Raw genomic sequence first — 25,306 nt, forward strand, 5'->3', positions numbered from 1 at the left:
ATCGCGACACTATCGAATACTCATAAAATTCGACTTAAACGCCAAGGCTAACAAGAGCTTACCGGTAAGGGGTTTCGAAAGAGGCTTAACGGACGGTCACCCGAGCAAGGATAATTAACCTAAAGATTTAGCCAACGATCCTGGCCGGAATTGCTATCGCCGGGCTTGCCGCTTCTGGATCCAGATCACCACGCGGAACACTATGTAGAGCAGCGCTACCGCAAGGTGCGAAGCGACGATCAGCGGCCGGTGGCCGAACAGCTCGGGGAAGCCGGCATACATGACGCTCTCGGTCACCGCGCAGATGAACCAGATCACCGGCCCCCAGGACGCCAGCATCCAGAGGCCGGCGGCAGCGAATGGAAAGAACACCGCCAGCACCACCGCCGCCACCTGCCAGTGCACCGGCATCAGGTCGAAGCGCCACAACGGGCCGGGGTAAAAGCCGATCAGCCGGATCCAGTACAAGATGCCGAACAGCAGGCAGTAGCCGGCGATGACGCGCTGGAACCAGGCGAAGATGACCTCGATCGTCGAGGGCTGCAGCACCACGCGTCTCGAGGCCACCTCGCTCACAGCTTCAGTTCCCGTTCGCCGAGCGGTGCGAAATAGGCGTCGACGTCGGCGGCGCTGACGTCATCGATGCCTGCCGGCCGCCATTGCGGCGTCGAGCCCTTGTCGATGATGGCGGCGCGGATACCTTCATAGAAGTCGTGCCCGGCAAGCATGCGGTTGAGGATACGGAACTCCATTTTCATGCACTCGTCCATCGACAACGTCTGCCCGGCGCTGATCTGGCGCCATGCAACATGCAGGCTGGTCGGTGAACGGGTGCGGATGGTGGCCAGCGTCTTTGCGGCGAACTCGTCGGCAGTGGCTGCCCGCTCCAGACTGGCGACGATATCGGCCAGCGACGGCTGCGCGAAATGCCGGGCGATGGCCTCCAGCGTCGGTCTGTCGGTCTCACGCCTAGCCGGGACGAAGCAGCCGCGCAGCACTGATTCCGGATCGCCACTTTCCGCCAGCCGGTCGAGAAAGCCGGCCCGGTCCTCCGCCTTGATCGTATGGGTGGCGAGGCCCGACCACAAAGCATCACCATAGCGGATGCGGTCGCCGGTCAGCGCCAGATACATGCCGAAGCTGCCGCCGAGATCCGGCAACAGATGGCTGGCGCCGACATCCGGGAAAAAGCCGATGCCGACCTCGGGCATGGCAAACTGCGCGTTCTCGGTCAGCACCCGCTGCGAGCCATGGAAGGAGATGCCGACGCCGCCGCCCATGACGATGCCGTCGATCAGCGCGACATAGGGTTTCTTGAAGCGAGCGATGCGGGCGTTCAGTCGGTATTCATCGGCGAAGAAATCGACCGGAGGCTTTCCTGCGCGGCCGGCTTCGTAGATGTGGAGGATGTCGCCGCCCGCCGAAAACGCCCTGCCCTCGGCCTTGACCACGACAACGTCGACGCCGTCGTCGCGCTCCCAACTGCGCAGCGCCTTGTCCAGCGCCTTGACCATGCGGTGGGTTACGGCATTGAGCGCCTGCGGCCGCGTCAGCGTGACGACGCCGGCCCTGCCCAATCTTTCGAAGCGAATCTCGTCGCCTCCGCCAAAATCCATCGCCAGAGACTCCCTCCCCGCGCCCCGCCGGGAGTGAAGTGCTAAAGCGTGGCGCATGGCCGCGTCAATGGCGGCGCCCAATCCGCGGCTTGGTCGTCGGCGTCACCCGGTGCTAATGCTGGCGCTTTGAACCGGGAGGTTGGAATCATGCCTTGGTTGCTGCGCCTTGCTGTTGTGGTGGTCGGCCTGATCGCTGCGAACACTCCTCCCGTATCGGCCGAAACCGTCAACGAGCTCTATCAATCGCAGACCGTCGTCACCGGCCAGGGCGAGGTCAACAGGCAGATCGGTTTCAAGGCCTGCCTCGATGCGGTGCTGGTTCGTGTGTCCGGCGATCAGCGGCTGCCGAAGAGAACTGAGATGGCGGCGCTGCGCGACAAGGCCGGCAGCTTCGTTGCCGAATTCCGTTATCATGACCGTCTCGAAGGCATTCCGGTCCATGACGAACAGGGCACTCATGACCGGCCGCACGATCTCACCTGCCTTTATAAGCCCGAAGTCATCGATCCGGTGCTTGCCGCGCTTGGCAGCAAACCATGGCTTGGCGAGCGGCCACGCTTGGCGATTTTCCTCACCGCGGAGCAAGGCGCGAGACATTTCGCGCTGAACGCGGACGATCAGCGCGGCGCGGCGATGCGCGAATCCTTTGCCAATGCCACCGGTCCACTGGTCATGCGGATTGTATTTCCCGCAGCGTCGCTGCTCTCCGCCTCAAAGCTGGGCGACCGAAGCCTCAGCCATGCCGACATGGCGACATTGGACCAGCTTGCCCGAAAGGCCGGCGCCGACCAGGCGCTCGCCGGCAGCATCGTCTGGAGCGACAAGGAACTTGGCTGGGTCGCAGATTGGCGGCTTGCCATGAAGGGCAAGGCTTATAAATGGCAAGTGCGCGGTGTCAGCTTCGACGAGGCATTCCGCGTCGCCATGCGGGGTGCTGCGCAGATCCTGTCGGGCAATGGTCAACCAGAATAGCCAACAGGACCGCTGGCACAATCGTGTCGCATTGGTCAGCAGCGGAGGCTCGTGGTAAAAGCCGCCCGATCCGGAGTTTTTGCGATGAACAAATTCACCCCTGCAAAGCCTGCCGGCGCGCGCAGCGTCGACGAGATCACCGGCAGCCGGCGGCTGCGGCGCATGCGCAAGGCCGATTGGTCGCGCCGCCTTGTTCAGGAGAACCGGCTGTCGGTCGACGATCTGATCTGGCCGATCTTCGTCGTCGACGGCAGACAAGTGCGCGAACCGATCGCCGCCATGCCCGGCGTTTTCCGCCTGTCGCTCGACCTCGCCGTCAAGGAGGCGGAGCGCGCGGCAAAGCTTGGCATTCCGGCGATTGCTACTTTCCCCAATGTCGAGCTCGGCCTTCGCGATCAGACCGGTTCGCACATCCTCGATCCGGAAAACATTATCAACCGCGCCACCCGCGCCATCAAGCACGCGGTCCCGGAGATCGGCATCATCACCGACGCGGCGCTCGATCCGTTCACCTCGCATGGCCATGACGGCATCTTGCGCGAAGGCATTATCGTCAATGATGAAACGGTGGAGCAGGTGACAGCGGCGGCCGTCATCCAGGCGGCGGCGGGGGCCGACATCATTGCCCCCTCGGACATGATGGACGGTCGGATCGGTGCCATCCGCGATGCGCTCGACGCCAATGGGTTTCAGGATGTAGCGATCATGTCCTATGCGACCAAGTTCGCATCCGCTTTTTACGGCCCCTATCGTGAGGCGGTCGGCACCGCCGGCCTGCTCAAGGGCGACAAGAAGACCTATTATATCGATCACGCCAATTCCGACGAAGCGGTGCGCGAGGCCGAGCAGGATCTCGCCGAGGGCGCCGACATGCTGATGGTCAAGCCTGGCCTGCCCTATCTCGACATCATCCGCCGGCTGAAGGACGAGTTGCAGATGCCGACCTTCGCCTATCAGGTCTCGGGCGAATATTCGATGATCAAGGCCGCCGCCGCCTATGGCTGGATCGACGGCGAACAGGCGATGCTGGAATCGCTGCTCGCCTTCAAGCGCGCCGGCTGCGACGGGATTCTCACCTACTTTGCGCCCGAAGTGGCGGCGATGCTGAAGGGCTAGCAAACGTTGTTGTGGGGGCTGGGCAAGCATTTCAAAACGGTGTTCGGTCCCAAGCCACGCGGCGACACAGATACGCTTGGGTATCACGCCTATGTCACGCTTTATGACTGGATTGTGCCGAGTTCCAAGCTGTCCAGCGCTATTGGTCGAATCTCGGACAAGCAAAACTCCGCGCTCGACGCCGCATGGATCGAGCTTGAAAGCGGCCTCGCCGGGTGGAAGACGAAGAACCATATCCTGGCGGCGGATATAGCGGCCGAGATCCGAAACAGCCTCTCGGAATCAGACCTCGACGACACCGTCGTTTCTATCCTCCTCGATCAATCCGGCTCGATGCGCGGCCAAAAAATTCTGTACGCGGCTGCATCCGCCGACATTGTTCAGGAATTCCTGAGCACACTCGGCCTCAAGGTCGAACTCTTGGGCTTCACAACGCGCAATTGGCGCGGCGGAGAATCAAGACGCACTTGGAATGAAGATGGCCGGCCCGCCAATCCGGGAAGATTGAACGACCTGCTTCATATCGTCTACAGGGAGGCCGGCGACAAGCGCCAGAGCAGTATGGGCCATGCCCTCAAGCCGATGCTGCGACCCGACCTGCCTAAAGAGAATGTCGATGGTGAAGCCATCGAGTGGGCGGCCGGGCGGCTGCTGCAACGTCCTGAGTCCCGTAAAGTACTGTTTGTCGTATCCGACGGCGCGCCGGTCGACGATGCCACACTTTTAGCAAACGGCCCGCGCTATCTCGACGATCATCTCATTCATGTGGTTCGTCAGCTCGAGAAAGCCGGCAGGGTTGAGTTGCTGGCGGTTGGACTAGGCTTTGACGCAAGCCGCTACTATCGCGTCTCAGCGAATTGCGAGGCTCCCGATCAACTTGCCAGAACCATGCTGACGTTGTTGAAACGTGAGCTTGTCGCCGAGCCCAGAGCGCATAGCAGCGACTGTGGCTGACGAGAGGCTGGTTCAATCAGAACCTAGGCAACCCATCGTCCCGACCGGCCCTCCATCAGCACTTCCGATGCCAATCGTCGTCATTTCACAGATGCGGCAGTAGATACTGCTTGCAAAATGCAATCAGTTAAGCTACCCGATAACTGCTTGCATCTCACAATTGGTTATCAAGGAGGCTCTCATGTCCAAACTTCGCGTCAGCGCTTTCACCTTGTCGATCGACGGCTTCGGCGCCGGTCCCGACCAAGACCTGAAGAACCCGCTGGGTGTTGGCGGGGAAGCCCTGCACGGATGGATGTTCGGCACCCGCACCTTCCGCAAGATGGTCCTCGGCAAGGATGGCGGGACCACGGACACTGACGAGGCGTTCGCGGCGCGCAGCTTCGAAAATGTCGGCGCATGGATCCTGGGCCGCAACATGTTCGGGCCGATCCGCGGCGAATGGCCGGATGACAGCTGGAAAGGCTGGTGGGGTGACAACCCGCCCTACCATGTGCCGGTCTTCGTGCTCACCCACCATGCGCGTGATCCCATCGTCATGGAAGGCGGCACGACCTTCTATTTCGTGACCGACGGCATCCACTCAGCGCTGCAAAAGGCGAGAGCAGCGGCTGACGGCAAGGATGTACGGCTGGGCGGTGGCGTTTCTACGATCCGGCAATATCTCAAGGAAAAGCTCATCGACGAAATGCATCTGGCGATCTCACCGGTCCTGCTCGGCGCCGGCGAGAGCCTTTTTGCCGGCATCGACATGCCCAAGCTCGGCTACCGCTGCAGCGAGCAGGTCGCGACGCCGAAGGCCACGCATGTCATCATCGAGCGCGATTAGGAAGTAGCGTGGGCGTTTTTGTCTGCGCTGTTGGCGAAACCCTTGGTGCAGGCCCCTTTCTCCCCCGTCACTATACGGGGAGAAATGCCCGGCAGGGCAATGAGGGGCGGCGCAAGCGATCGAAGCTTACGCTGCCGGACAATGCCACCGAGGGCAATATGACGTCAGAATAAGTTTAGTCCACGAAGTGATTTGAGCGGGTTCAATTGCCGACCTTGGCGCTGCCCCTCATCCGCCTGCCGGCACCTTCTCCCCGTATAGTGACGGGGAGAAGGGGTCCCTGCCTCAGTACTTCTCCGGCACATACAGTTCGCGCGGCAGTACCTGGCGCTCGTATTCGGGATTGAAGACGCGCTCCGGCAGTGTGATCTCCTCGTGCGGCACCTCCTCCAGCCAGTCCCTGGCCGGGGAATTCTGTGCTGCTCCGCTTACAGGCCTTGCCGGCCGCTGTCAGGCGCTCTGCCGCCCGGCCCGGCGGCCGGAAATCGAAGCGCTGGACCGATGTTGGTATAGGCCGGCAATGACGGTTTTATTGCAGCCACTACTGCGCTGGCTGTGCGTTCAATCCGGAAGATGTGATCGAGCTTGCCCTGCGGAACGGGCGACAAGCGGAACGAATTATCCTACAAATATCCGGTTCATTGAGGGCTGTCGTTTGCAACGCCCTTTCCCGATAAATCGTGAGGATACGACATGGAATACCGCACTCTCGGCCGTTCCGGGCTGAAGGTTTCGACGCTGACCATGGGCACCATGACCTTCGGCGGCGGCGGCGCGTTTTCGGCGGTCGGCAAGACCGACCTCGACGAGGCGCGCCGGATGATCGACCTTTGCATCGATGCCGGCGTCAATGTCATCGACACCGCCAACGTCTATTCGAACGGGGTGTCGGAAGAGATCATCGGCGAGGCGCTCGGCGGCAAGCGCAAGGGCGACGTGCTGATCGCCTCCAAGGCGCGCATGCGGATCGGCAAGGGCCCCAACGATGAAGGCCTGTCGCGCTACCATCTGATCCGCGAATGCGAAAGGAGCCTGAAGCGCCTCAGGACCGATGTCATCGACATCTATTTCCTGCACGAGTGGGATGGCCTGACACCGCTTGAGGAAACCATCGCCGCGCTCGACACGCTGGTCGCGCAGGGTAAGGTCCGTTATGTCGGCTGCTCCAATTATTCCGGCTGGCAGGTGATGAAGGGGCTGGGTATCAGCGACCGTCATCACCACCCGCGCTTCGTCACTCAGCAGATCCATTACACACTGGAAGCGCGCGAGGCCGAGTATGAATTGTTGCCGATCTCGGTCGACCAGGGACTCGGCGTGCTGGTCTGGAGCCCGCTTGCCGGCGGGTTGCTGTCCGGCAAATACCACCGTGACCAGCCGACCGCCCGACAGCTCAGCGGCTGGTCGGAACCGCCGATCCGCGACGAGGACCGGCTGTGGCGGATCGTCGACGTGCTGATCGATATCGGCAACAACCACGGCGTGTCGGCGGCGCAGGTGGCGCTTGCCTGGCTGCTCGGCCGGCCCGCTGTCAGTTCGCTGGTGATCGGCGGACGAACCGAAGCGCATTTCAAAGACAATATCGCCGCTGCAAGCCTTGTGCTTGCCGATGAGGAGCGCACACGGCTCGACGTGGTTAGCAGGCCGCCCGTGCTCTATCCCTACTGGCACCAGCAATTCACGGCAAAGGACCGGTTCGGGCCCGCCGATCTCGTCCTCGACCGAGACGGCGCCTGAAAAAACGGCCCTGAAGCGGGGCTCCGGACTGCGACGAGATATGGAGCCGATCGTGCCTTGCGGTGTTGTGTTTGTGGCCCAATGCTCCTAGGCAAAGGCCAAGCACAATGAAAGGAAACGATATGGCACGAGCACCGAACTACGGTCAGGAACGCAAGGAACGCGACCGGCAGAAGGCTGCCAAGAAGGCGGAAAAGCAGGCTGCCAAGGTCGCGGCCAAAGAGCGATCGAAGCCCGAGGGCGAAAGCGAGTCGCAAACCAACACCGAAACGGCCGAGTGATGATATCAGGCCTGTCAGGCGGCCCGGGTCTCGGTCAAGTCCCCGCTATGCCTCAGGCCGGCGCCTTGTCGCTGACGAAGACGTTCACTTCGCGGGCGGCGGCAATGAAGGCCCGTCTTGCGTTCATGGCCGGCTTGTCGCCGGCCAGCGCATCATGACAGGCCTGCAGCGCTTCGCGGTGCTTGGGACTGCGCTTGCCTGGCCAATTGTTGAGGAGGTAGTCGGAAGCCTCGCGGGCCGTACGCAAGAGCTGATTGCTTCCCGCCGCGCCCTTGACGGTCACGGGTGTGTCAAATCGGTTGTTTTCCATCGCCGCTCTTACGCCATCGGCATTTGCGAAGCGAGACCGAAAGTAGCATTCTTCGCTCATCTGCCCTTTTCGTGATCAATGGCAGCCGATCCTCACTCAAGCGACACTCAAGCGACGACGGCAAATCCCCTGGCGCGGAGGCCACGCCGGTCGTTGCGCAGCGAGGTCACCAGCCGGTCGCGGCTGCCAATGATGTGGGCTGAAAGCAGGCGGGCGGCGCTATCGGCATCGCCGGCCCGCACCGCCGACAGAATGGCATGGTGTTCGGCCCAGGCACGGCCGAGCGCTGCCTCGTCGCGAACCTCGAGCCAGCGGGCGCGCGACAGGCGTGTCATCGCGTCGCGAACCGCTCTGAACAGGAACTCGTTGCCGGACAGGCGGGCCAACTCGATATGAAAATCCATGCCGACGCGATGCCATTCCTCGCGCGGCGTCTTGTCGTCGCAAGAATCGAGCATCGCCTCGATGATTTCGACGGCACTTCTGTCCTGCAAGGTGCAAGTTAGTCTTAGTGCCGCGACCTCGACCGCCTCGCGATAGACAGCGATCTGCTCGAGCTCAGCAAGATTGATGGGCGAGACCGTCCAGCCGCGGCCGTCGCGGCAGATCAGGCCTTCGGTCTCGAGCCGCAGCAATGCCGCCCTGACCGGCGTGCGCGAAGCGCCGAAGCGGCTTTCGACCCAGCGCTCCGTCAGCCGCTCGCCGGGACCGATCTCGAGCCCGAGGATCATCTCGCGAAGCTGCTTTTCGACGTTCTGCATCTGCGACATTGGCGCTCCGTTCAGGTCATTTGTTCCGGCAATCGGGTCACTGGCCAGCGTTGGCCGATCACGCCGGCCTTTGTCCATCATGTTTGAGAGGCCCGCATTGACAGCGACGGGGCTTGCGTTCATGACACATACCAGCTTGGTATCCCAAAATGGTATCCGCAGCAAGTTTTCATGCAAGCTGCCGGACAGGATAGGACATGCCGCAAGACGCCACTCTCGCCACGCAAGGCACGCACAACGTCCACTGGCGTCGCAATCTCGCCGTGTGTTTTGCCGGCTCGTTCAGCACGCTTGTAGCGATGACGCTGCTGTTGCCCTTCCTGCCGCTTTACGTCGAGCAGTTGGGCGCAGAGGGCCATGCGGCGATCGTGCAGTGGTCGGGCATCGCCTACGGCGCCACCTTCCTTGCTGCCGCGCTGGTCGCGCCCCTGTGGGGGCGGCTAGGCGATCGCTACGGCCGCAAACTGATGCTGGTGCGCGCCAGTTTCGGCATGGCGCTGTGCATGTCGCTGACCGGCATGGTGCAGACCGTCTGGCAATTGGTGCTCCTGCGCCTGCTGATCGGCTTTGCCGGCGGCTATTCTTCGGGCTCGACCATCCTGGTTGCTATGCAGACGCCGAAGGATCGCTCCGGCTGGGCGCTGGGCGTGCTGTCGGCCGGCATTACGGCCGGTGCCCTGGTCGGTCCGCTGCTCGGCGGCGCGCTGCCGCCGCTGATTGGCATCCGCGCCACATTCCTGCTCGCCGGCGGGGTCATTTTCCTGGCGTTTCTGGCAACCACCTTGCTGATCAAGGAGGCCCCTCGCCCGGTTGCCGCCAAGGCCAAGTCAGACGAAAGAGCGAAAGACGGCTGGTCGCAGATTCCCGACAAGCGCCCCGTCGTCGCCATGCTGGCGACCGGCATGCTGTTGAGTTTCGCCACCATGTCGATCGAGCCGATCATCACCGTCTACGTCCAACAGCTCATCGAAGATCAGAGCCAGGTCACGCTGGTCTCCGGCATCGTCATGTCCGCGGCAGCGCTCGGCGCCATCCTGTCGGCGTCGAGGCTCGGCAAGCTCGCCGACCGTATCGGCCACTGGAACGTCATCGTTGTCGCACTCGCAGTCTCGGCGCTGCTGCTGATTCCGCAGGCGTTCGTTACGCAGGGCTGGCAACTCGTCGGCCTGCGTTTCCTGATGGGCCTGGCGCTTGGCGGTCTTTTGCCCTGCATCACCAGCGTTATCCGCCACAATGTGCCCGACGGCGTCGGCGGCAATGTGCTGGGCTTGTCGATCTCGGCGCAATATGTCGGGCAGGTTGCCGGGCCGTTGCTCGGCGGCTTCGCCGGTGGCCATTTCGGTATGCGCTCGGTGTTTCTCGGCACATCCGTTTTGATGGCGGGCGGAGCGGCCTATAACTGGCTGGTCCAATCGCGCCGCGAACGCGACATGCTGGCGGAAGCCGGCAAATCCTGACACGGTTCGCGGCACTATCTCAGGCGGTCGCCAGGAATCACGGAGGCGTGGAAATGAGCACGGATGAACACGCGGCAGGCGGCCGCATTCTGGTTCTTGCCGGCTGCCTGTGCGGCGCAACCGGCGTGGCGCTTTCGGCGGCGGCGGCGCATCTCGGCGGCGCTTTCGTCGGTACGGCCGCGTCCTTCCTGCTCATGCATGCGCCGGTCTTCCTTGCCGTCGGGCTGCTCGGTGGCAACAGCATCCTGCGAACCGGAAGCCTCATCCTCCTCGTCGGGCTTCTGCTGTTCTCGGGTGATCTTCTGGCCCGCGACTTCCTTGGCTCGCGGCTGTTCCCGATGTCGGCGCCGATCGGCGGCATGTTGCTCATCGGCGGCTGGCTGGTGATGGCCGCCTCGGCGCTGGTACGCCCGCGCCCTTGACGCGGCAGGTTCGCCGGCTCTGTCAGTCTTGACGACGTTCGGGCCGGACTTCGCGCTTGGTCGTCTTGACTACACGCCGTCGCTCCGGCCGTTCGGCGGCCGGAGAAATGCCCCAATAATTGCGATAGATGTCTTCGAACAGATGCTTGATCGGGTGCATGGCTTAATCTCCTCTAGCCTTTTGAATCGATCCAATCAGCGGGCAAAAAAATAGGCCGCCGATCAGCTCCGCTTGCGTCCTACGAGGAAACGCAGGTCGCGAATCCACGGACCGGTCCTGTCGCGCCCCTTACGGGCTTCTGCGCTCGAGCGGATGCTCCAGTCGTTCCGGTAAATGTCCTCGAACAGGTAATTGACGGGATGCATGGCACTCTCCTCTTGTATCGATCCAAACCCGCTGGCGAAGCGCCTCTTGGATCGATTCAAAGAGTACGTATCGCACCATAAATGTCAAGCAAAAATTTGAATCGATCCAACGAAGGTGTTAAAGTAATCGGCGATCCTGTTGGACGGGAGACCCGGAGACAACCAAATGGCATCACTCACCGAAGGCAGCAGGAGGCCCATCCGGCTGGCGGACATCGCCAAAGCCGCGGGCGTATCGCACGGCACTGCCTCCAATGTCTTCAGCCGTCCCGAAATCGTGCGCGAGGAAGTCCGCGAGCGGGTCAAGGCGGCGGCCGACGCGCTGGGCTACGCCGGCCCGGATCCCAAGGGCCGGCTGCTGCGCGCCGGCAAGGTCAATGCAATCGGCGTCGCCACAACCGAGCCGCTGTCCTATTTCTTCGACGACCCGTTTGCCCGCGTGATGATGGCCGGCATTTCGGAAGCCTGCGACGCAACTGGCGCGGGGATAGCCCTCGTGTCGGCTGGCAACGAGGAAAAACTTGCCTGGAATATCCAGAGCGCCCTCGTGGACGGCTTCATCCTGTTCTGCATCGAGGGCGGTCCGCGCCTCGTCGAGTTGACGCGCGAACGAAAGCTCCCCTTCGTCGCGCTGGAGCTCGGCTCGCAGGACGACACGGTCTCGGCGATCAGCATCGACAATGTTGCCGGCGGCCGGCTCGCGGCGCGCCATCTGGCGGAACTTGGACATCGCCGCTTCGCCGTGTTGTCGCTGGCCTTCGCCGACGACAGCACCGGTCTTGTCTCGCCCGAGCAGGTCCGGACGGCGTCCTATACCGGGACCCGTGACCGCCTCCTCGGCTATTTCGAAGAGCTTTCCCGGTTTGGTGTCGACACCGCCAAGGTGCCGGTCTACGAGACCGAAAACGACAAGGCGAGCACAAGGGCTGGTCTCGAAACCATCTTCGCAGCGGCGGAGCCGCCGACCGCCATCCTGGCGATGTCGGACCGGATCGCGATGGTGGCATTGGAATGGCTCAGTGCACGGGGCATCGCGGTTCCCCGCGATGTTTCCGTCGTCGGCTTCGACGGCGTGCCTGAAGCCGCAATTTGCGAGCCTCCGCTCACCACCATCGCCCAGCCGATCGCCGAGATCGGCCGCCGGGCAGCGCGAAGAATCCTCGACTTCGACGGCACGGTGCGGCGAGAAACGCTCGACGTCGAACTTGTCGTCAGGGCATCGTCCGGACCGCCGCCAAGTACAGGCTGACTGGGCAGATCGGCTCCAACCCTTATCTATTGGCCGCCATGGGACCGATGCCAAAGGATGGACGGACAGGCGGCGCCTCGTTGCGGACCGGCTTGCCCTTGCCGGACCAGCCGATGGCGGACAGCCACTCCAGATAGAAGGCGAGCGCGAACTGCATGGCGATGCCGGCGGCGAGCAGCAGACTGTCATAGGCAATGCCGCCCGGGTTGATCAGCTTCATCACCTGCGCCGCCATGGCAATCACCGTGCCGGCAATGAAAACCGGCAGCGAGCGTTTGCCCAATATGGCGAGCGGATTGTCGCGGCCGGTGCGGAACAGGTTCGAGACGAAAGGCAAGGCGACGACCAGATAGCTCATCGCCAGGATGTGCAGCAGCCGCGGCAACGACAGGAACGTCTTGTCGAAACCGGTCAGCACCACCGGCAGGTCGAGCCACGACACATGCCCCCACAGCGGGCTGTGCACCCAGACGAGCGCCGTCAGCACGTAGGCGGCCGCCGCGCCGACCAGCCAGCGATTGACCGGGATGGTGCCGCCGCGCCGCACATGCAACACGCTGGCCATGCCGATATTGAACAGCAATTGCCATGACAGCGGATTGAGGAACCAGAACCCGGGCTCCGGGTAGTTCGGCGGCGCGATCTGGTAGATTCCGGCAACCAGCCAAAGGGCTGCGGACACGGCAAGCGCGGCCAGTGGCCTGTAGCTGATGAACAGCAGGAAGGCCGGCGCCATCAACAGCAGAGCCGCATAGACCGGCAGTATGTTGTTGTAACCGAGCTGATGGCCGAGCGTGACGATACCGACCAGGACTTGCGGCGGGTTCCTGACGAGCGGCTCGATGTTGATCAGCGTCAGAAGGTCCGGGCGTCTCGCAAACACCGCCGCTGCGCAGAAGATAGCCATGACCACCATCGTCGTGACGATGTGGGTGACATAGAGCACGCCGGCGCGGCGCCACATCTTCAGCGTTGCGATCAGCCGGTTTCCCGGCTGGAATTTGGTACCGTAGGCAAGCGCGACGGACATGCCGGAGATCAGCACGAAGGCCTCGGCCGCATCCGAAAACCCGAAATTCTTATAGGTCAGGGTTTCAAAAACGGTGCCCGGCACGTGGTCGATGAATATGGTCAGGAGGGCGAGAGCCCGGAACACGTCAATACGCGTATCGCGTTCCGGCGAAACTGGCATGGTCATCGATAAAAGGCCTTAAAGCTGGTTGTTTATGCCTGGCATGCGACCCCTCGGGCGATCACCCGGCGCACACTGCTTCGATCCCTCCCGCGGGGATTATATCGGCAAAGAAACGGACTGAAATGCGCCCGGTTCAATCAACTTTCGCGGAGCTTGAAAATATTTCGTTTTGAAGCCGGCAAATTAACGAAAGTAACACGAAATCAAAAGGATGTGACGATGGCCGAGGAGAGCCTCGAAGACGGTATTTTGCAGGAAAATTCAGGCTTTTTCTACCGGCTACATCGACCCGCCAACTTACCCGGTGACTGGCTGTTCCTGCTGCATGGATCGGGTGTAGACGAGACAACCATGCTGCCGCTTGGTCGGCAAATCGCGCCGCATGCGGCGCTGGTTGCGGTCCGTGGCCGCATCCCTCAGGAGGACGGGTTCCGTTGGTTCACGCGAATCACCCCGACGCGTTTCGAACAGGCCAGCATCCATGCTGAGGCGGACGCATTCGCGGGCTTCGTCGACGGCATCGCGAAGCGCCGCCGCGTCGATCTCCGCCGCGCGACCTTTGTTGGTTATTCGAACGGCGCCAACCTGGTCTCAAGCGTCATGCTGCTGCATCCAGGCCTGATCCAGCGCGCCGCATTGCTGCGTCCGATGCCGGTGCTCGACGAGGTGCCGGCGGCCGACCTGTCGAAGGCGCGGGCGTTGATCATCGCCGGCGCCACCGACCTGACCTACGGGCCATTCGCGCCGGCGCTGGCTGCTCTACTGAGCTCGCATGGCGCCAAAGTCGAGACCCAAACCATTGCCTCCGGCCATGAAATCGGCGATCCGGACGCAGAGATCGTCAGGCAATGGCTGGCGGATCCTGCAGTCGCCGTTGCACCGTCAGACCGATGAGCCTCGAGGCTACCCTCGCCCCATGCGGTTCCAGGCGTCGAGCCCGGCGATCTTGTAGGCTTCGGCCAGCGTCGGATAGTTGAAGGTGTTGTTGACGAAGAAGTCGACAGTGCCGCCGAGATTGATCACCGCCTGGCCGATGTGGATGAGCTCGGTCGCGCCCTCGCCGACAATATGGGCGCCGAGCAGACGGCGTGTTTCGATCGAGAACAGAAGCTTCAGGAAACCGGTGTTGACGCCCATTATGTGGCCGCGCGATGTCTCGCGAAACCGCGCCACGCCGACCTCGTAGGCAGCACCGCTCTCGCGCACCTGCTCCTCGGATTGCCCGACGGTGGAGATTTCCGGCACGGCGTAGATGCCGTAGGGAAAGGTTTCGGGCGGCGGCGGCAAGGGCACGCCGAACGCATGGCAGGCGGCCACTCTGCCCTGCTCCATCGAGGTCGATGCCAGGCTCGGAAAGCCGATGACGTCGCCGGCGGCATAGATGTTGGGCGCGCTGGTCTGGAACGTCTGCGGATCGACCTTGATGCGGCCCCTGGGATCGGCCTCGATGCCGACCGCTTCCAACCCCAGGCTGCCGACATTGCCGGTACGCCCTGCAGCATAAAGCACCATCTCGGAACGTATGGTGCGGCCGTCGGCCAGCATCACCTCGGCATGATCGGGTTTGGAGGCGATCTCCTTGACGGCGCTGCCCAAGCGGATGGTCATGCCGCGGTCGCGCATCTGATGGATGAAGTCATCGACGATCTCGCGGTCGACGAAATCCAACATGGTATTGCGCGGCTCGACCAGCGTCACCGGAACGTCGAGTGCCGAAAAGATCGTCGCATATTCGACGCCGATGACGCCGGCGCCGATCACCGTCAGCGTGCGCGGTAGGCGGTCGAGCTCCAGCATCTCGTCGCTGTCGAAGATCCGTGTCTTGTCGAACGGCACGTCGCGCGGCCGGTGCGGCCGGGTGCCGACCGCGATCAGCGCATGGGCGAAGCCAACCTCGCTGTAGTCGCCGGTGTCGGTGGTCAGGCTGACCTTGTTGGGGCCGAGGAATTTTACCGCGGCGCGCGCACTTTTGACCGTGTTGCGCATGAACTGGTGCTGCAGCACCTCGACCTCATGGTCGAGCGTCTTGTGCAGGCGCTCGACCAGATCGCCGACCGAAATGTCCTGCTTGACGCGGTAGCCGCGTCCATAAAAGCCGCGCTCACGCCACCCGGAGAGGTTGAGCACCGTCTCGCGCAACGTCTTCGACGGTATGGTGCCGGTGTGCACCGACACACCGCCGAGTCGCCGGCCCCTGTCGACCACCAGCACCGACTTGCCAAGCTTGGCCGACTGCACCGCGGCGCGGCGCCCGGACGGGCCGCTGCCGATGACCAGCATGTCGTAGTCCATGTCGCCCCGTCCCCTCGGCTCGGCGCCCTTTGTTGCGCCGCAGCAAGCTAACGCTATCCGCGCCATGAATTCAACAAGTCAGACGGCACCAGGCACACCGTCACCATCTACACGGCGGCGAAAGGCTCGATCTTGATTCCGCCGCGAACCTTCACCATTTCACCAATAAGCGGCCCGTGCCTTAACCCGGGTTCGATTACGAGGAAATGAAATGAACGCTCGCGTTTTCGACGGCGAAATCATCACCAGCAGGCTCGAAGATGTCCGCGCCTATGAGGGCGTGCGCACACGGCGCATTCTCGCCTTCGTCATCGACTATTTCATCGTGGCGCTGCTCACCATTCCATTCGCGATCCTGGTGTTCTTGTTTGGGCTGTTGACGCTCGGCCTCGGCTGGATGCTGTTTTCCATTCTCGTACCGGCGGTCGCCGTCCTCTACATCTGGAACACGCTCGGCAGTAAAGACCAGGCCACCACCGGCATGAAGGTGATGGGCATCCGGCTCGACCGGCTCGACGGCACCCGCATCGACGGGCTGACCGCCGTCGTGCATTCGGTGCTGTTTTGGGCCGGCAATGTCATCCTTTCACCGCTGGTCCTGCTGGTGAGCCTGTTTTCCGACCGCAAGCGCACGCTGCACGACCTGCTGCTCGGCACCGTCGTCAGCCGCAGCGATCGCTGAGCAGACTTTTGAAGCGCGGCCACGGCCTTTGCGCACAAATGTGAAGACATCCAATCAACCAGGCTTTCACAATCCTGTTGAATTTTTCGGCGTCCGCGCCAAAGGTAGAGCGATTCGCAGGAGTGTTTCCAAGGCTCGATGACGCAGCACCCGACCCAGTCGCCACAGTTCTTTCTGACCGCGCCCTCGCCGTGTCCCTATCTCGAGGGCCAGTTCGAGCGCAAGGTGTTCACACATCTGGTCGGCGACAAGGCTCCGGAGATGAACGATCTGTTGACGCAGGGCGGTTTCAGGCGGTCGCAGAACATCGCCTACAGGCCGGCTTGCGAGACCTGCCGCGCCTGTGTGTCGGTGCGCATCCTGGCGCAGGAATTCACCGCCAGCCGCAACATGAAACGGGTCATACAGCATAATTCGGATCTGGTCGGCGCCATGCACGACGCCGAACCCTCCACCGAACAGTATTCGCTGTTCCGCAGCTATCTCGACGCCCGCCATCGCCGTGGCGGCATGTCCGATATGACCGTGCTCGACTACGCCATGATGGTAGAGGATACCCATGTCGACACCAAGGTCATCGAATACCGTCGCCGCGGACCCGACAGCTTCATCACCGGCAAGGGCCAGGGCGAACTGATCGCCGTGGCCCTCACCGACAAGATGGCCGATGGCCTGTCGATGGTCTATTCCTACTTCAACCCGGACTTCGAGGACCGCTCGCTCGGCACCTTCATGATCCTCGACCACATCGCCCGCGCCAGGGCGATGGGCCTGCCCCATGTCTACCTGGGCTACTGGGTCAACGGCTCGCGCAAGATGAATTATAAGATGCGCTTCCAGCCGCAGGAGCATCTCGGCCCGAAAGGCTGGGAACGCTACAATCACGAAGCGGTTTCGCGCTGATTCCTGCCTTCGGTATTCACCCTTAAATTGTTTCGAGGAGGACGCCCGCTGGGCTTCCGGCCGATCGGCTGGAATACCGGGCGGGTCAATTTTGCGCCTCCAAGCCTACGCGAGAATTGCCGCATGTCTTCCCACAACGACCACCAGAGAGGCCTTCTGATCACCGCCATCGGCGGGCTGACGCTAACCGTCGACATTCCGCTGATCCGGCTCGCCGATGGCGAGGCATGGACGATCCTGCTGTTGCGCACCGGCACAACCTTCGTCGCCACGCTTATCATCTGGGCCGTCTGGCGCTCGCTGAGCGCAAAGGCACCGCAGCTTGTGCCGGGCTGGTCAGGGCTCATCGTTGCCGGCCTTTACGGGCTCGGCTCGATCGCTTTCATCACCGGCGTCTACAACACATCGACCGCCAACCTCGTTTTCATCCTGGCGTTCACAACCATGTTCGCGGCCCTTTTGTCATGGCTGTTCCTGAAGGAGAGGCCACGGCCATTGACGCTTGCAGCGCTGGCACTGATGATCGTCGGCGTGACGATCATTGTCGGCGATTCCGTTGGAACCGGACATCTCTTCGGCGACCTGATGGCGCTATGCTCGGCTTTCATGATCGCAGCGGCCATCACCATCTCGCGCGCAAGCGGCAAGGACATGGGTTTCACGGCGCTGATTGGAGTGGTGCTGCCGCTGGCCGTCGCCACCCTGATGGTTTCCAAGGTGGGTTTTCATGTCAACGCGCCATGGTGGATCGTCTTCAACGGTGCCGTCATCATGCCGATCTCGTTCTTCTGCCTCGCCAACGGCCCAAAATACATCTCCGGGCCGGAGGTGGCGATGTTCTACCTGCTTGAAACCGTGCTGGCACCGGTCTGGGTGTGGATGATCTTCGCCGAAGCGCCGTCGCGCAACAGCCTGATCGGCGGCGCGATCCTCATCATGACGTTGATCGGCCATTCGCTCTGGCAATTGCACGAGGGGCGCAAACGCCGCGCCACGTTCGCCATCAGTCACCCGGCCTGATTCTTTTTCGCGGCGGCGCGTTCGGCGACAATTTCGATCTGCGGCGGCGCGTCATCGTGCTCCGCCGGTTCGGCGGCAGCGAGCTCATCGGTCAGTTCTACCTCGCGCAGCCACTCGCGCCAGATCGCGACCAGGAGCGCCATCAGCACCGGGCCAATGAACAGGCCGAGAAAGCCCATTGTCTTGACGCCGCCGATCAGGCCGAAAAAAGTCGGCAGGAAGGGCAGTTTTATCGGCCCGCCGACCAGCTTCGGGCGCAATGTCTTGTCGACGATGAAGAGTTCGACCGCGCCCCAGATGAACAGTGCCAGCCCGGCCATCGGCGAGCCGCTGGCCGCGAGATAGATCGAGACCAGCGTGAAGGACAGCGGCGCGCCGCCGGGGATCAGCGCCATGATGCCTGTCAGCGCGCCGAGCGTCACCGGCGATGGTACGCCGGCCAACCAGTAAGCGATACCCAGCACCAGCCCTTCGCCGATGGCGATAACGGTCATGCCGGTTACCGTCGAGGAGATCGTCGCAGGCACCACGCGTGAGATCCGTTCCCATCTGGCCGGCAGGATGCGTTCGCCGAGGCGATCGACCTGTCCGGCGAAATGCTCGCCGTCGCGATAGGCGAAGAACAGCGCGATCATCATGAACAGCAGCGTCAGCAAAAGGCCGAAGGCGCTGCCGCCGGCGGCAAGCACGCCGCGATAGATGCTGCCGATATTGGCGCCGCTGATCAGCTGGATCAGTTCGCCGATGCCGCCAGGGTGGCCAACGTTGACCGTCCATTGTTCATTGAGCCATTCGCCCACCACGGGCATGGTGGCGAGCCAGTGCGGCGTCGGCGCACCGTAGCGGTTGGTCTCGATCGCCCAGTTGACCCATTCGCGCACCTCATTGATGGCGTAGGTGCCGGCAAGCGCGATCGGCACCACCAGGAAAGTCAGGATGAACAAGATCGCAAGCGTCGCCGCAATCGTGCGGTTGCCGCCGACGCCGGCGAGCAGCCGCCGATAGAGCGGCCAACTGGCGAAAGCAATCACCAGGGCGGCAAGGACCGGGAACAGGAAGCCGTGGAAGAAATAAACGCCGGCGGCGACGATCAGCACCAGGAGCCAGCGCGCCGCCGACAGCGGCGGAATGACAGCGGCCCTGAGCGGCGTCGACAGGCCAAACAGGCGCTGCTGCCGCTCCGGCTTCTGTATCCTGACTTCCTTCAAGCGCCCAACTCTCCCTGGCCCATCGCATCGCTTATGCACTGATATAGTGCAGCAATCGTGACGACATTCCAAATGTTTGGGTGGAGCTGCTAATCTCCCCTCATGAGGGGAGATGGCCGGCAGGCCAGAGGGGGTCGCCGCGCGTGAGACGCCAGTCTCCTCTGTCTGCGATAAGGGTCGCGTCTGGACGTTCCGACCCCCTCTGTCGCCTTCGGCGACATCTCCCCTCAAGGGGGGAGATTACCGCTTCACCCGAACTTGCCAGTCCTCGGGAATCCCTTCGGCACCATGCGGCCGGCCGAGGCGCGGGCGCCGATCCATTCGGCAAGCTCGTCACGCGATTTGATGAAGGTGCGATCTGCCGAATCCTGCCAGGACAGGCCGCTTGCGAGCGTGAAGGTCTTGAGGTCGAGAACACCGCCATCCTTGTATTTCTGCAGGCGCACGCCCTTACCGCGCCCCATCTCCGGGATCTCGGCCAGCGGGAACACCAGCATCTTGCGGTTCTCGCCGACAATGGCGAGATGGTCGCCGGCGACGCTCACGCAGCGCTGGGCCTCGTCGGGCGCCTTGACGTTCATCACCTGCTTGCCCTTGCGGGTGTTGGCGACGACTTCTTCTTCCGGCACGATGAAACCGTTGCCGTCATGCGACACCAGCAGCAGCTTGCGCTTGGGATCATGGACGAAGGCGGTGACGATATCCTGGTCGTTGTCCATGTCGACGATGATGCGGATCGGCTCGCCATGGCCACGCCCACCCGGCAGACGGTCGGCGCCGATCGTGTAGAACTTGCCGCCGGTGGTGAAGACCAGCACCTTGTCGGTCGTCTGGGCGTGGAAGGCGAGCTTGAGGCTGTCGCCTTCCTTGAAGGTCAGGGCCGAATGGTCGGTCAGATGACCTTTCATGGCCCTCAGCCAGCCCTTTTCTGACACGACGACGGTGACCGGCTCGCGCTCGATCATGGCATGGGCGATATCGGTCAGGTCATGTTCGGGTGCATCTGCGAACTCTGTGCGTCGCTTGCCGATCTCGGTGTCGGGCCCGTATTTCTGGCGAACGTTGGCGACTTCCCACTTGATCGTCGCCCACTGCTTGGCGTCGGACGCAAGCAGTGCCTCGATCTGCTTCTTCTCGCCGGTCAGGCCATTGAATTCCTCGCGGATTTCGAATTCCTCAAGCTTGCGCAGCGCCCTCAGCCGCATGTTGAGGATGGCTTCAGCCTGGGTGTCGGTGAGTGACCAGCGGGCCATCATTACCTGCTTGGGCTCGTCCTCCTCGCGGATGATCCTGATCACCTCGTCGATGTTGAGATAGGCGATCAAATAGCCGGCGAGGATCTCCAGCCGCCTCTCGATCTCGCCGAGGCGGTGCTTGGAGCGGCGGATCAGGACGTCGCGGCGGTGCTCCAGCCATTCCTTGAGCACGCCTTTCAGCGACAGCACGTTCGGCACCTTGCCGCGCGACAACACGTTCATGTTGAGCGGAAAGCGGCTTTCGAGCTCGGTCAGCTTGAACAGCGATTCCATCATGATGCCGGGATCGACCGAGCGGCTCTTCGGCACCAGCACGACGCGGATATCCTCGGCGCTCTCGTCGCGGATATCCTCGAGCAGCGGCAGCTTGCGCGCCATCAAAAGCTCGGCGATCTTTTCGATCAGCCTGGCCTTCTGGACGCCGTAGGGGATTTCGGTGGCGACAATGTTCCAGGTGCCCCTGCCCTGATCCTCCTGGTTCCATTTCGCCCTGACGCGAAAGCCGCCGCGGCCGGTTTCATAAGCGTCGAGGATCGAGGCGCGGCTGTCGACGATGATGCCGCCGGTCGGAAAGTCCGGCCCCTGGACGAAATCCATCAGTTTGGTGACGGGCGCATCCGGATGCTCGATCAGGTGGAGCGCGGCGTCGCAAAGCTCGGCCGCATTGTGCGGCGGGATCGAGGTCGCCATGCCGACGGCGATGCCGGAAGAGCCGTTGGCGAGCAGGTTCGGGAAGGCGCCGGGCAGCACGGCGGGCTCCTCGTCTTCCTCGTTGTAGGTCGGGCGGAAATCGACCGCGTCCTCGGTGATGCCTTCCAAAAGCAGCGTCGACACTTCGGTCATGCGCGCTTCGGTGTAGCGCATGGCGGCGGCGTTATCGCCGTCGATATTGCCGAAATTGCCCTGCCCGTCGACCAGCGGGTAGCGCATCGAAAAATCCTGCGCCAACCGCACCAACGCGTCGTAGATCGACTGGTCGCCATGCGGATGGAATTTGCCCATCACCTCGCCGACGATGCGGGCGCATTTGGCAAAGCCCTGGTCGGGGTTGAGCCGCAACAGACGCATGGCATGCATGATGCGACGATGCACCGGCTTCAGCCCGTCGCGCACATCCGGCAGCGCCCGGTGCATGATGGTCGAGAGCGCGTAGGCGAGATAGCGCTCTTCCAGCGCCTTCTTCAGATCGACCGGCTCGATATTGTCGCCGCCGCCACTCTCCGGCGGCAAAAGCCTTTTTCCCATGGGCTGGCACTAGCCGAGCGGGTGATTCGCGGCAAGAGGCACCATCATACGTCCTCCTATGCAACAGGAATTGGGAGCGTCGCTACGCCGGCCAACATCAATCCGTTACATCCTGCTTCTATCGCAAGCCTGATGGATCGGGTTTGCCTTTGGTCGCGATTTTCGACCATTGTGCCGAGGCCCGCCTTTTTCCGGTCCAGTTCGTCACCGAATGGTGGCGACGCGACGATTTGAAAAGAATTTCAGGACACTCTCAGGGGAGCTCTCGATGACGATCAGACACTCGACACTTATTAAAAGACTGGCTTTTTCGACCTTTTTGCTGACGCTGCCGCTGAATGCGGCATTCGCGCAGGATACCGCGGTCGCCGACCGGCTGAAGGCTGCCCTCGCCGCCCAGGGCGTCGACCTCTCCTGGACCGGCGTAACCGGCGACGCCTCCAGCATGGTTCTGCAAGGCGTGGCGGTCAAGCCGGCGGCCGAAAAGGAGGCGCTCAAGATCGGCGACGTCAAGCTCGAAGGTGTGACCGAAGCCAATGGCGGCTATCAAATCGCGACCGTATCGACGTTGCCGTTCGAACACAGCGAAGATGGCGTCACGCTCAATCTCAGCCCCTTCGTCATCCACGACATGACGGTTCCGGCCGAAGGCGCAACCGGTCCGCTGGGCTCGCTGATGATGTACAAATCGGCCGAGCTAGAAAACATGACCGTCAAGGTCGCCGACAAGACTGCGTTCTCGATGGACGGGCTTGCCATCGCAATCACGCCGCCGGCCGACGGCAAGGCCCTGGAGTTCTCCGGCACCACGGAAAAATTCACTGCCGACCTGACCCTGGTCGAAGATCCGAAGTCCAAGGAAGTCATCAACGCGCTCGGCTACCAGAACATATCAGGCAATCTTGAGATGGAAGGCACCTGGCAGCCTACCGACGGCAGGATGGACTTATCGAAATACGAAATATCGGTCGACAATGCCGGCACGCTCGGCATGACCTTCGATCTCGGCGGCTATACGCTGGACGTCATCAAATCAATGCAGGAGATGCAGAAGAAGATGGCAGCGCAGCCCGAAGGCGCCGACAATTCCGCGCAAGGCATGGCCATGCTCGGGCTGCTGCAGCAGCTTTCGTTCAACAGCGCCTCGATCCGCTTCGACGACGATTCGCTGACCAAAAAGGTGCTCGATTATGCCGGCAAGCAGCAAGGCATGTCCGGCAAGGACATCGCCAACCAGGCCAAAGCGATCGTACCCTTCGGCATGGCGCAGCTCAACAATCCGGAACTGACGGCGCAGGTTTCGGCCGCGGTCAACAAGTTCCTCGACGATCCGCAAAGCATCGAGGTCTCGGCCGAGCCGCCGGCAGCGGTGCCGTTCGCGCTGATCATGGCGGGCGCCATGTCCAACCCGCTCGACCTGCCGAAAACGCTCGGCGTGACGGTTACGGCGAACGAAGACTGACTGAGATCCCAAAGCAAAAGCCCGGCAGCGATGCCGGGCTTTTTCATGAATTCAACAGAACCAGTTCGGAGCGTTTCCTAAAGCTCTTTCTTCGTCGCCACGACGCGCAGCGACAATTCGCGAAGCTGCTGCGGGCTGGCTTCCGACGGCGCGTTCATCAACAGATCGTAGGCCTGCTGGTTCATCGGAAACATTGTCACTTCGCGCAGGTTCCTTGCGCCGACCAGAAGCATGACGACGCGGTCGATGCCGGCCGCCATGCCGCCATGCGGCGGCGCGCCATACTGGAAGGCACGGTAAAGGCCGCCGAAGCGTTCCTCGACCGTTGCGCGGTCCAGCCCGACGGTTTCGAAGGCCCTGACCATGGCTTCCGGCAGATGGTTGCGGATGCCGCCCGAGGCGATCTCGAAACCGTTGCAGACCATGTCGTACTGGAACGCTTTGATGCCGAGCAGATCCTCGCCGTTAAGCGCATCGATGCCACCTTGCGGCATCGAGAACGGATTGTGCGCGAAGTCGATCTTCTTCTCCTCCTCGTTCCATTCGAAGAACGGGAAGTCGACGATCCAGCACAATTCGAAGCGGTCGCGGTCGACAAGATTGAGTTCTTCGCCGGCGCGGGTGCGCGCCGCTCCCGCGAAGGAGACAAATTTCTTCGGGTCGCCGGCGACGAAGAAGGCGGCATCGCCATCGGCAAGGCCGAGTTGTTGTCGGATCGCCTCGGTGCGCTCCTCGCCGATGTTCTTGGCCAGCGGCCCGGCGCCTTCAAGCTTCTCGCCCTCCTTGCGCCAGAAGATATAGCCCAGCCCTGGCTGGCCCTCGCCTTGCGCCCATGAGTTCATGCGGTCGCAGAAGGCGCGCGACCCTCCGGTCTTGGCCGGAATAGCCCAGACCTCGGCCTTCGGATCGTTGGCAAGGATGCTGGCGAATACCTTGAAGCCGGAATCGCGAAAATGATCGGAGACGGCCTGCATCTCGATCGGGTTGCGCAGGTCCGGCTTGTCGGTGCCGTATTTGCGCATGGCGACATCATAGGCGATGCGCGGAAACTTCTGCGTCACCGGCTTGCCGGCGGCAAAGGTCTCGAACACCCCCCGCATCACCGGCTCCATGGTGGTGAACACGTCCTCCTGCTCGACGAAGCTCATCTCCACGTCGAGCTGGTAGAATTCACCCGGCAGACGGTCGGCGCGCGGGTCCTCGTCGCGGAAGCACGGCGCAATCTGGAAGTAGCGGTCGAAGCCGGACACCATGATCAGCTGCTTATACTGCTGCGGTGCCTGCGGCAGCGCGTAGAAAGTGCCGGGGTGGATGCGCGACGGCACCAGGAAGTCGCGCGCCCCTTCCGGCGACGAGGCGGTCAGGATCGGCGTCGAGAATTCGGTGAACCCGACCTCGCCCATCAGCTTGCGCATCTCGGCGATGATTTTCGTCCGCGCGACGATATTCTTGTGCAGCGTGTCGCGGCGCAGGTCGAGGAAGCGGTATTTGAGGCGGATGTCCTCCGGATAATCCGGCTCGCCGAAGACCGGCAGCGGCAATTCCCTGGCCGCCGACAACACCTCGATCTCGCGCGCGAAAATCTCGATCTCGCCGGTCGGCAAATTAGGGTTCACGGTGTCGGCGAGGCGCGCCTTGACCTCGCCGTCGACGCGGACGACCCATTCGCCGCGCAGGGTCTCGGCGATCTTGAAGGCGGGCGAATCCGGATCGGCGACGATCTGGGTCAGGCCGTAATGATCGCGCAAATCGATGAACAGCAAGCCGCCATGGTCGCGCACGCGATGCACCCAGCCCGACAGGCGAACGGAGGAACCGACGTCGCTCTTTCTCAACTGGGCACAGGTATGGCTGCGGTAACGATGCATTGTCATTGCTAGGTCCGGATGTTGGTTGCGGCCAAGGCACGATGGCCCAGCCTGAAAATTTGCGCGAAAAGCACATGAGAGGGTGCATTTGTCAAG

25 protein-coding genes and 1 pseudogene are annotated in these 25,306 nt (G+C 62.4%); 14 read left to right on the top strand and 12 right to left on the bottom strand.

Translation table 11 applies throughout. The features are described 5' to 3' along the window. Positions 1 to 153: 153 nt before the first annotated feature. Both AC0L2Y_RS10990 and AC0L2Y_RS10995 read right to left on the bottom strand, forming a co-directional pair. Complete coding sequence (locus AC0L2Y_RS10990) at positions 154 to 576, bottom strand: DUF6163 family protein (protein ID WP_473556004.1); 423 nt, start codon at positions 574 to 576, stop codon at positions 154 to 156. Next, entirely contained in the window at positions 573 to 1,616 is a 1,044-nt protein-coding gene (locus AC0L2Y_RS10995) for an enoyl-CoA hydratase/isomerase family protein (protein ID WP_473556006.1), read from the bottom strand. Before AC0L2Y_RS10995 ends, AC0L2Y_RS10990 begins: the two co-directional genes overlap by 4 nt. A gap of 147 nt (positions 1,617 to 1,763) precedes the next feature. Between AC0L2Y_RS10995 and AC0L2Y_RS11000 the strand changes: the two genes are divergently transcribed. The 4 genes from AC0L2Y_RS11000 (at position 1,764) to AC0L2Y_RS11015 (ending at position 5,487) form a co-directional block, all read left to right on the top strand. Beyond that, positions 1,764 to 2,588 (top strand): DUF2066 domain-containing protein, encoded by an 825-nt coding sequence (locus tag AC0L2Y_RS11000; RefSeq protein WP_473556008.1) that lies wholly within the window; start codon positions 1,764 to 1,766, stop codon positions 2,586 to 2,588. An 84-nt stretch (positions 2,589 to 2,672) separates the two neighbouring features. Further along, positions 2,673 to 3,704 carry a porphobilinogen synthase gene (hemB, locus tag AC0L2Y_RS11005; protein ID WP_473556009.1) on the top strand — a complete coding sequence of 344 codons (1,032 nt, stop codon included), beginning with the start codon at positions 2,673 to 2,675 and terminating at the stop codon, positions 3,702 to 3,704. A 9-nt stretch (positions 3,705 to 3,713) separates the two neighbouring features. Continuing rightward, a complete protein-coding gene (locus tag AC0L2Y_RS11010) occupies positions 3,714 to 4,658 on the top strand; it encodes a cobaltochelatase CobT-related protein (RefSeq protein ID WP_473556011.1) in 945 nt (314 codons plus the stop codon). Between the two features lie 181 nt (positions 4,659 to 4,839). Then, on the top strand, positions 4,840 to 5,487 hold the full coding sequence (locus tag AC0L2Y_RS11015) for a dihydrofolate reductase family protein (protein WP_473556012.1): 648 nt from the start codon (positions 4,840 to 4,842) through the stop codon (positions 5,485 to 5,487). Between the two features lie 285 nt (positions 5,488 to 5,772). On the opposite strand, the pseudogene AC0L2Y_RS11020 reads toward AC0L2Y_RS11015, so the two are convergent. Then, positions 5,773 to 5,877: pseudogene (locus AC0L2Y_RS11020) on the bottom strand (polyphosphate kinase 2); the annotation flags it as partial. Positions 5,878 to 6,180: 303 nt separating this feature from the next. On the opposite strand from AC0L2Y_RS11020, the gene AC0L2Y_RS11025 reads away from it, so the two are divergent. Both AC0L2Y_RS11025 and AC0L2Y_RS11030 read left to right on the top strand, forming a co-directional pair. After that, positions 6,181 to 7,224 (top strand): aldo/keto reductase, encoded by a 1,044-nt coding sequence (locus AC0L2Y_RS11025; RefSeq protein WP_352491851.1) that lies wholly within the window; start codon positions 6,181 to 6,183, stop codon positions 7,222 to 7,224. Positions 7,225 to 7,346: 122 nt separating this feature from the next. Beyond that, positions 7,347 to 7,505, top strand: a complete 159-nt coding sequence (locus tag AC0L2Y_RS11030) for a hypothetical protein (protein WP_292656176.1) — start codon at positions 7,347 to 7,349, stop codon at positions 7,503 to 7,505. 52 nt (positions 7,506 to 7,557) lie between these two features. On the opposite strand, the gene AC0L2Y_RS11035 is transcribed toward AC0L2Y_RS11030, so the two are convergent. Together AC0L2Y_RS11035 and AC0L2Y_RS11040 are read right to left on the bottom strand one after the other, a co-directional pair. Beyond that, the gene (locus AC0L2Y_RS11035) at positions 7,558 to 7,815 is read right to left on the bottom strand and encodes a DUF982 domain-containing protein (protein ID WP_023674477.1); all 258 of its coding nucleotides are present in this window, start codon (positions 7,813 to 7,815) and stop codon (positions 7,558 to 7,560) included. A 107-nt stretch (positions 7,816 to 7,922) separates the two neighbouring features. After that, the gene (locus tag AC0L2Y_RS11040) at positions 7,923 to 8,585 is read right to left on the bottom strand and encodes a GntR family transcriptional regulator (RefSeq protein ID WP_352491850.1); all 663 of its coding nucleotides are present in this window, start codon (positions 8,583 to 8,585) and stop codon (positions 7,923 to 7,925) included. A gap of 197 nt (positions 8,586 to 8,782) precedes the next feature. Between AC0L2Y_RS11040 and AC0L2Y_RS11045 the strand changes: the two genes are divergently transcribed. Then, a complete protein-coding gene (locus AC0L2Y_RS11045) occupies positions 8,783 to 10,042 on the top strand; it encodes a multidrug efflux MFS transporter (protein ID WP_352491849.1) in 1,260 nt (419 codons plus the stop codon). Between the two features lie 53 nt (positions 10,043 to 10,095). Further along, the gene (locus AC0L2Y_RS11050) at positions 10,096 to 10,464 is read left to right on the top strand and encodes a DUF423 domain-containing protein (RefSeq protein WP_473556014.1); all 369 of its coding nucleotides are present in this window, start codon (positions 10,096 to 10,098) and stop codon (positions 10,462 to 10,464) included. A 22-nt stretch (positions 10,465 to 10,486) separates the two neighbouring features. Here AC0L2Y_RS11050 and AC0L2Y_RS11055 read toward each other — a convergent pair whose 3' ends face one another. Both AC0L2Y_RS11055 and AC0L2Y_RS11060 read right to left on the bottom strand, forming a co-directional pair. Then, positions 10,487 to 10,624: a hypothetical protein gene (locus AC0L2Y_RS11055; protein ID WP_352491847.1), complete on the bottom strand. Its 138-nt coding sequence runs from the start codon at positions 10,622 to 10,624 to the stop codon at positions 10,487 to 10,489. Positions 10,625 to 10,686: 62 nt separating this feature from the next. Next, positions 10,687 to 10,830 carry a hypothetical protein gene (locus tag AC0L2Y_RS11060; RefSeq protein WP_352472030.1) on the bottom strand — a complete coding sequence of 48 codons (144 nt, stop codon included), beginning with the start codon at positions 10,828 to 10,830 and terminating at the stop codon, positions 10,687 to 10,689. 166 nt (positions 10,831 to 10,996) lie between these two features. Between AC0L2Y_RS11060 and AC0L2Y_RS11065 the strand changes: the two genes are divergently transcribed. Further along, on the top strand, positions 10,997 to 12,079 hold the full coding sequence (locus AC0L2Y_RS11065; protein ID WP_352491846.1) for a LacI family DNA-binding transcriptional regulator: 1,083 nt from the start codon (positions 10,997 to 10,999) through the stop codon (positions 12,077 to 12,079). A gap of 22 nt (positions 12,080 to 12,101) precedes the next feature. Here AC0L2Y_RS11065 and AC0L2Y_RS11070 read toward each other — a convergent pair whose 3' ends face one another. Next, on the bottom strand, positions 12,102 to 13,277 hold the full coding sequence (locus tag AC0L2Y_RS11070) for an OpgC family protein (protein WP_352491845.1): 1,176 nt from the start codon (positions 13,275 to 13,277) through the stop codon (positions 12,102 to 12,104). 216 nt (positions 13,278 to 13,493) lie between these two features. Here AC0L2Y_RS11070 and AC0L2Y_RS11075 point away from each other — a divergent pair, with 216 nt between their 5' ends. Continuing rightward, on the top strand, positions 13,494 to 14,168 hold the full coding sequence (locus AC0L2Y_RS11075; protein ID WP_473556017.1) for an alpha/beta hydrolase: 675 nt from the start codon (positions 13,494 to 13,496) through the stop codon (positions 14,166 to 14,168). Positions 14,169 to 14,177: 9 nt separating this feature from the next. Here AC0L2Y_RS11075 and sthA read toward each other — a convergent pair whose 3' ends face one another. Then, on the bottom strand, positions 14,178 to 15,566 hold the full coding sequence (gene sthA, locus AC0L2Y_RS11080) for a Si-specific NAD(P)(+) transhydrogenase (protein ID WP_352649948.1): 1,389 nt from the start codon (positions 15,564 to 15,566) through the stop codon (positions 14,178 to 14,180). Between the two features lie 211 nt (positions 15,567 to 15,777). On the opposite strand from sthA, the gene AC0L2Y_RS11085 reads away from it, so the two are divergent. The 3 genes from AC0L2Y_RS11085 (at position 15,778) to AC0L2Y_RS11095 (ending at position 18,171) form a co-directional block, all read left to right on the top strand. Further along, positions 15,778 to 16,248, top strand: coding sequence for an RDD family protein (locus AC0L2Y_RS11085; RefSeq protein WP_352491842.1), 471 nt, complete (start codon positions 15,778 to 15,780; stop codon positions 16,246 to 16,248). Positions 16,249 to 16,386: 138 nt separating this feature from the next. Continuing rightward, positions 16,387 to 17,151, top strand: coding sequence for an arginyltransferase (locus tag AC0L2Y_RS11090; protein ID WP_023717252.1), 765 nt, complete (start codon positions 16,387 to 16,389; stop codon positions 17,149 to 17,151). Positions 17,152 to 17,274: 123 nt separating this feature from the next. Then, entirely contained in the window at positions 17,275 to 18,171 is an 897-nt protein-coding gene (locus AC0L2Y_RS11095) for a DMT family transporter (RefSeq protein ID WP_352491841.1), read from the top strand. On the opposite strand, the gene AC0L2Y_RS11100 is transcribed toward AC0L2Y_RS11095, so the two are convergent. Beyond that, positions 18,159 to 19,379 (bottom strand): AI-2E family transporter, encoded by a 1,221-nt coding sequence (locus AC0L2Y_RS11100; protein ID WP_352491840.1) that lies wholly within the window; start codon positions 19,377 to 19,379, stop codon positions 18,159 to 18,161. The two genes, AC0L2Y_RS11095 and AC0L2Y_RS11100, sit on opposite strands and share 13 nt — an antisense overlap. Before the next feature lie 248 nt (positions 19,380 to 19,627). Then, a complete protein-coding gene (gene parC, locus AC0L2Y_RS11105; protein ID WP_473556021.1) occupies positions 19,628 to 21,880 on the bottom strand; it encodes a DNA topoisomerase IV subunit A in 2,253 nt (750 codons plus the stop codon). Between the two features lie 268 nt (positions 21,881 to 22,148). On the opposite strand from parC, the gene AC0L2Y_RS11110 reads away from it, so the two are divergent. Then, a complete protein-coding gene (locus AC0L2Y_RS11110) occupies positions 22,149 to 23,342 on the top strand; it encodes a hypothetical protein (protein ID WP_473556022.1) in 1,194 nt (397 codons plus the stop codon). 77 nt (positions 23,343 to 23,419) lie between these two features. Here the strand turns inward: AC0L2Y_RS11110 and aspS are convergent, their stop codons facing one another. Further along, positions 23,420 to 25,210, bottom strand: coding sequence for an aspartate--tRNA ligase (aspS, locus tag AC0L2Y_RS11115; protein WP_473556082.1), 1,791 nt, complete (start codon positions 25,208 to 25,210; stop codon positions 23,420 to 23,422). Positions 25,211 to 25,306 lie beyond the last annotated feature (96 nt).

Source organism: Mesorhizobium sp. WSM4830 (assembly GCF_055811495.1).

What these genes read in the sequence shown, in the direction of transcription:
- AC0L2Y_RS11085 (WP_352491842.1), top strand. Translation starts at nt 15,778, where the DNA reads ATGAACGCTCGCGTTTTCGACGGCGAAATCATCACCAGCAGGCTCGAA.
- AC0L2Y_RS11110 (WP_473556022.1), top strand. Translation starts at nt 22,149, where the DNA reads ATGACGATCAGACACTCGACACTTATTAAAAGACTGGCTTTTTCGACC.
- AC0L2Y_RS11090 (WP_023717252.1), top strand. Translation starts at nt 16,387, where the DNA reads ATGACGCAGCACCCGACCCAGTCGCCACAGTTCTTTCTGACCGCGCCC.
- hemB (WP_473556009.1), top strand. Translation starts at nt 2,673, where the DNA reads ATGAACAAATTCACCCCTGCAAAGCCTGCCGGCGCGCGCAGCGTCGAC.
- AC0L2Y_RS11095 (WP_352491841.1), top strand. Translation starts at nt 17,275, where the DNA reads ATGTCTTCCCACAACGACCACCAGAGAGGCCTTCTGATCACCGCCATC.
- AC0L2Y_RS11055 (WP_352491847.1), bottom strand. Translation starts at nt 10,624, where the DNA reads ATGCACCCGATCAAGCATCTGTTCGAAGACATCTATCGCAATTATTGG.
- AC0L2Y_RS11075 (WP_473556017.1), top strand. Translation starts at nt 13,494, where the DNA reads ATGGCCGAGGAGAGCCTCGAAGACGGTATTTTGCAGGAAAATTCAGGC.
- AC0L2Y_RS10995 (WP_473556006.1), bottom strand. Translation starts at nt 1,616, where the DNA reads ATGGATTTTGGCGGAGGCGACGAGATTCGCTTCGAAAGATTGGGCAGG.
- AC0L2Y_RS11040 (WP_352491850.1), bottom strand. Translation starts at nt 8,585, where the DNA reads ATGTCGCAGATGCAGAACGTCGAAAAGCAGCTTCGCGAGATGATCCTC.
- AC0L2Y_RS11035 (WP_023674477.1), bottom strand. Translation starts at nt 7,815, where the DNA reads ATGGAAAACAACCGATTTGACACACCCGTGACCGTCAAGGGCGCGGCG.
- AC0L2Y_RS11065 (WP_352491846.1), top strand. Translation starts at nt 10,997, where the DNA reads ATGGCATCACTCACCGAAGGCAGCAGGAGGCCCATCCGGCTGGCGGAC.
- AC0L2Y_RS11070 (WP_352491845.1), bottom strand. Translation starts at nt 13,277, where the DNA reads ATGACCATGCCAGTTTCGCCGGAACGCGATACGCGTATTGACGTGTTC.
- AC0L2Y_RS11050 (WP_473556014.1), top strand. Translation starts at nt 10,096, where the DNA reads ATGAGCACGGATGAACACGCGGCAGGCGGCCGCATTCTGGTTCTTGCC.
- AC0L2Y_RS11015 (WP_473556012.1), top strand. Translation starts at nt 4,840, where the DNA reads ATGTCCAAACTTCGCGTCAGCGCTTTCACCTTGTCGATCGACGGCTTC.
- parC (WP_473556021.1), bottom strand. Translation starts at nt 21,880, where the DNA reads ATGGGAAAAAGGCTTTTGCCGCCGGAGAGTGGCGGCGGCGACAATATC.
- AC0L2Y_RS11000 (WP_473556008.1), top strand. Translation starts at nt 1,764, where the DNA reads ATGCCTTGGTTGCTGCGCCTTGCTGTTGTGGTGGTCGGCCTGATCGCT.
- sthA (WP_352649948.1), bottom strand. Translation starts at nt 15,566, where the DNA reads ATGGACTACGACATGCTGGTCATCGGCAGCGGCCCGTCCGGGCGCCGC.
- AC0L2Y_RS11030 (WP_292656176.1), top strand. Translation starts at nt 7,347, where the DNA reads ATGGCACGAGCACCGAACTACGGTCAGGAACGCAAGGAACGCGACCGG.
- AC0L2Y_RS11060 (WP_352472030.1), bottom strand. Translation starts at nt 10,830, where the DNA reads ATGCATCCCGTCAATTACCTGTTCGAGGACATTTACCGGAACGACTGG.
- AC0L2Y_RS11045 (WP_352491849.1), top strand. Translation starts at nt 8,783, where the DNA reads ATGCCGCAAGACGCCACTCTCGCCACGCAAGGCACGCACAACGTCCAC.
- aspS (WP_473556082.1), bottom strand. Translation starts at nt 25,210, where the DNA reads ATGCATCGTTACCGCAGCCATACCTGTGCCCAGTTGAGAAAGAGCGAC.
- AC0L2Y_RS11025 (WP_352491851.1), top strand. Translation starts at nt 6,181, where the DNA reads ATGGAATACCGCACTCTCGGCCGTTCCGGGCTGAAGGTTTCGACGCTG.